This window comes from Clostridium ihumii AP5 (genome assembly GCF_000612845.1).
Lineage (GTDB): Bacteria > Bacillota > Clostridia > Clostridiales > Clostridiaceae > Clostridium_J > Clostridium_J ihumii.
The window spans coordinates 1-4861 of sequence record NZ_CCAT010000002.1 but is presented as its reverse complement, the minus strand read 5'-3'; the positions used below and the strand labels follow the sequence as shown (position 1 = coordinate 4861).

The following is a 4861-nucleotide window of genomic DNA, read 5'->3' as shown; positions in this document are numbered from 1 at the left end:
CATCTGCGCCACACCCCGATTAAATTCTTAATCATTGTCATCAGTTGTTTTTGTTATCAGCTCCTGACGACAATATTTATTCTACATTATGTTTCAAAATAAGTCAACACTTTTTACAAAAAAAAATCATTTTTTTTATATATTCGGCCTAACTCGTTGATATATCTAGGTTTCAGACATTTAAAATTTAATATTTTCCCACTAATTTATATAGATTTTATATGTTTTTATGTATATTTGTAACCTTTTTTATTTACTTTTTTTAAATTCTATATCTCTATAATATTACAATTTACTTCATTTTTATCATTAATCTCTATAATTCCAGCAGTACTATGTGCATTTCTAGGTTTACCTACACTTCCTGGATTCATAAATATTATATTTTCTAATTTATCTATAATTGGAATATGTGTGTGTCCATATAGAACAATATCTGCATTAACTTCAAATGCCCTATATGTCAGATTCAATATATTGCTTTTAACATTATAGCAATCACCATGTGTCAAAAATATTGTTTTATCATTAACTATATATATCTTTTCTTTTGAAAGTTTATTAACTGTATCACAATTTCCCTTTATAGCTATAATCTCTACATTATATTTTCCTTTTAAATACTCTACATCTTTATAATTGTCCCCTAAGTGAAATATAATATTGCATTCTTTTAATCTTTCCATAGCTTTATCCATTTTTATAAATTCACCATGTGTATCGCTCATTACTCCAATAATCATATTATTCTCCATAATAAATATAGTTAAATAAAAAGATATCATACATGATATCTTTTTATTTAACTTTTTCTAATTCTTTCTTTAATTTTTCTAATGCTCTACCTCTATGACTCATAGAATTCTTAACTTCACTGGATACTTCACCAAAGGTAGCTTTTATTTTTTCTACATAAAATAATGGATCATATCCAAATGCACCTTTTATTTCTCTATAATCTTCTACTATATTCCCTTCAACTTTTCCTTCAACTTTTATTATGTTATTTTCATCTATTATAAGTGCCATGGAACAAACAAAAGCAGCTTTTCTTTCATTAAAAGGAACTCCTTTTAACTTTTCTATAAGTTTCTTGTTGTTTGCTATATCATCTCCATGAACACCACTATATCTAGCTGAATATATTCCTGGCTCACCATTTAAAGCCTCTACAACTAATCCAGAATCATCAGCCAAAACCATAGAGTTGTCTGATATATCATATATAGCTTTAGCTTTTATAATTGCATTTTCCATAAATGTAGATCCATTTTCATCAATATCTATATTTATATTTGCTTCTTTTAAACTTAGTACATCAAAATTTAATTCTTTTAACATTTCTTTAATTTCTTCAATTTTATGATTATTATTACTTGCAACTATTATTTTTTTCATAATTTCTCCTTTTTATTTGCATTTCTTATATTTATATATTAAAAAGTTCATCTCTTTCTGGCGGATCAACTTCTAAAATTTTATTATTTTCTATAATTACACCTTTTTCTTTTGTGATTCTACCAATAATTTTAGCTTCTATTCCATTTTCATTTAATTTCTTAATAAGTTCTTCTCCATCTGCAGTCATTATAGCCATACTACCTGATGAAATAAATCTTAATGGATCTATTTTAAACTCTTCACACACTCTTCTAGTAATATCACTTATTGGCATTACTTCTTTATATATTTCAAATCCTACATTGCTGGCTTTAGCCATTTCCCAAAGTGCACCTAATACTCCACCTTCAGTTATATCATGCATTGCATGAACATTTTCCTGACCTGCTATAATACCTTCTTTTACAACACTAATACTTTTTATGTATTCTTTTGCCTCTTTTATTTCTGAATCATTTAAAATTCTTTTACATCTTTCTTCATAGTCATTAACTAATATAGATGTACCTTCCAAACACAATTTTTTTGTTACTATAATATCATCATTCAGCTTTGCACCTGCTGTTGATATTCCTTGGTTTTTCTTACCTTTTCCTATTACAGTGCAAGAAACTATAGTCTTATTTACAGCATCTGTAATTTCAGTATGACCACCAATTATTTCTACATTTAGCTTTTGAGTTTCTTTATCAATTTCTTGCATTATTTTTCTTATATCTTCTAACGTTTCGGTAGGTGGTGCTAATATAGTAACTAATATTCCTACTGGTTCAACACCACAAGATGCTATATCATTACAATTTATATTTACTGCTATTTTGCCTATATTTTCCGTAGCACCAGTTACTGGATCAGTAGATATTACACATTCATATTCTCCGTAATTTACTATTGCACAATCTTCTCCAATACCATTGCTCACTCTAACCTCTTCTCTTTTTACTGTCTTATTCTTATCTATTATATCTTTTAAATCATCCCAATTTAATTTTCCAATATTCATTGATAATTCTCCTTTAATATTAACAATTACTAATCTACGTGATTTCACTCCCCATATAAGTAACATACTTATAATCAAAATACACTAAATTTTAAAATTTAATACTTCATTGTTACGTTTCAATTTATTAAAACCTAATCATAAATTTTAATTTTCAAACAAAATATGAATAATTATATTTATTAATATAAAAACAGTTTTTTATTATTTTTAGCACATTTTCCCATTTGCAATCATATTATTAAATATAAGTACTATTATGGTGGTGTTATGTTGAAGTATATAGGCCCATTCCTAAGAATTAATATTTTAGATAATGAAAACATAAAGAATCAACTATTCCATTTATCAAAAGAATCAATATTTAACATAGTCTTTTCATCTAATTGTGGAATAACTTCTCCTAATGATGCATTTAGAGATAAATCTTTTTCCATAATTGATGATACCATAAATGATTTAAATTCTCCACTAATCAGTCTTTATAGAAAAGCTGATGCTAACCTTATAACATTAGACTCTAAACTAGTATGGAATGATAAAAAATTCAAAAAAGAAATAAATATTGCATCAAATGCTTACATGACATTATGTCTTTTAGAACTAGTAGATTATTATGATAATTTTCATGATATTGATGAAGGTAAATACAATTTAAGAGACTATTATTTAACTTTAGTTGGAGAGCAATTAGAATTTTATGCATTGAATCTTAGAAATAATGAAGGTATCTTCGTGGATAAAGTTGATGTTTGTGAACCTTTAGTTTCCCAATATCAATTTATTGATAAAGATAATAAGTTTAATTTTTCTACTCAAGCACTTCTTATGTCTGCTTATTATAAATATTCTAGCTATGGAGATTCAAAAGAAGAGAATGAATTTAAAAATTTTTCTCTAGATATATTAAACATGTTTGTTGATTTCAAAGATGAAATATATAACGTTCCTCAAGATGAGCTTATAAAAACATGTTTTGCTTTCACTGTATTTTATAAGTATTCTCATATAGATGAAGCAAAATTTTTACTTCAAGATTTTTCAGATTTAATGCTGGATAATTTAAAGTATATACCAGTATCTGCGCTAAGATATAATTTATCTTCTACAGCTCTATTGTATATAACTTGCATGATTTTATATAAAGAAACTAATATAAAAAAATATAAACTTGCAGGAAAAAAAGCATATGATGTTTTGGAAAAGTTATATCAAAATGATAAAGGTTTATTTTTGAAAGATCCTTATGAAAAGGAAAATAAAATTTATTGTGATGAAGCTATTCTTTACTTATATGCTATGATACTTCACAATGATACAAAAAAATCTGATGGTGAAAATAGTGATAACTCTATAGTTAATAACATTTATAAAAATGAAATAATTTCATCTGGATTAGTTTTAAGTTGGCCTGATTGTCCTAACTTAGATGATGTTGAAAGATATAAAGATTTTTCATCACTTCCAGATAACTTATTATCTGAGGAACATTTCAAAATGGCATCTGTACCTACACCTGAAATTAATGGTATGGCTCCAATATTTGCAAAAAAAATGACTTACAATTCAAAAAAAGATTCCTTTAATATAAGCAAATCAACTTTTGATGCTTATAGAAATATGTTGATTTTTTATGTTATCTTATTTTGTAGACACATAGAAAAATCCTGATTTCAGGATTTTTCTTTTTGTTTTTCATTAGAAATTTTTAGTTCACTTAATACTAAATATCCATTTTTATTTATATATACATTTTCAATAAAATTCTTTCTACACAATACAGTGTTCAAATTATATATTGGTATAGCTGGAATTTTATTTAAAAGTAGCTTTTCACACTCTTTATACACTTCATTTTTTTTGCTACTATCAACATCTGATTCTAAATTATTTATTAATTTATCATACTGTAGATCAGTAAAACCAAATTTATTATTTTCACTTTTCCAAAGATAATAATATGCTTCTTTTGTATTTTCGTTATCATAAATATATAGCATCATATCAAAATCTTTGCCTTCTAATATTTTATCTAAATCTTTTTCTTCATATGAAATTAATTTCACACCTATATCTAAGTCTTCCATTATATCTTTAGCTATGTCATCTGCAATTCTTCTTTCTATTGAGTTATTTTTATATAAAAATTTCACTACACTATCTTTTTCGTATTTAACTTCACTTAAGTATTTTTTAGCTAATGAAACCTCACTACACTTATCAAACTCATTCTCTTGACCTATACTATAAGATGTTGCTGGAACTCCAAAGTCTTTAGATATTTTTTGTATAAAGTATTCTTTTGACAATGATTTATTTATAGCATTTCTAAAATTTATATTGTTGCTAATTGACTTATTATTTAAATTGAAATTTATATATACAGATTGTTTTCCTAAAAACCCCTCTGTTCTATCTTGCTCTGTTAATTTGAAACTTTCATTTATTGGCGGGTCT

Annotated in this window: 5 protein-coding genes; 1 reads left to right on the top strand and 4 read right to left on the bottom strand. The window is 25.5% G+C overall.

Annotated features, from left to right (window positions below; all coding sequences use genetic code 11):
• Window positions 1–269 precede the first annotated feature (269 nt).
• The 3 genes from BN346_RS00030 to BN346_RS00020 are packed head-to-tail and all read right to left on the bottom strand — an operon-like array spanning window position 270 to window position 2404.
• Window positions 270–743, bottom strand: a complete 474-nt coding sequence (locus BN346_RS00030) for a metallophosphoesterase (RefSeq protein WP_034437990.1) — start codon at window positions 741–743, stop codon at window positions 270–272.
• Window positions 744–798: 55 nt separating this feature from the next.
• Window positions 799–1398 (bottom strand): RdgB/HAM1 family non-canonical purine NTP pyrophosphatase, encoded by a 600-nt coding sequence (gene rdgB / locus BN346_RS00025; RefSeq protein WP_034437987.1) that lies wholly within the window; start codon window positions 1396–1398, stop codon window positions 799–801.
• A 31-nt stretch (window positions 1399–1429) separates the two neighbouring features.
• Window positions 1430–2404 carry an AIR synthase family protein gene (locus tag BN346_RS00020; protein WP_034437986.1) on the bottom strand — a complete coding sequence of 325 codons (975 nt, stop codon included), beginning with the start codon at window positions 2402–2404 and terminating at the stop codon, window positions 1430–1432.
• Window positions 2405–2674: 270 nt separating this feature from the next.
• Here BN346_RS00020 and BN346_RS00015 point away from each other — a divergent pair, with 270 nt between their 5' ends.
• Window positions 2675–4075 carry a hypothetical protein gene (locus BN346_RS00015; protein ID WP_158644414.1) on the top strand — a complete coding sequence of 467 codons (1401 nt, stop codon included), beginning with the start codon at window positions 2675–2677 and terminating at the stop codon, window positions 4073–4075.
• Window positions 4076–4077: 2 nt separating this feature from the next.
• Here BN346_RS00015 and BN346_RS00010 read toward each other — a convergent pair.
• A partial coding sequence (locus BN346_RS00010) for an ABC transporter substrate-binding protein (RefSeq protein WP_034437981.1) occupies window positions 4078–4861 on the bottom strand: 784 nt, incomplete at its 5' end.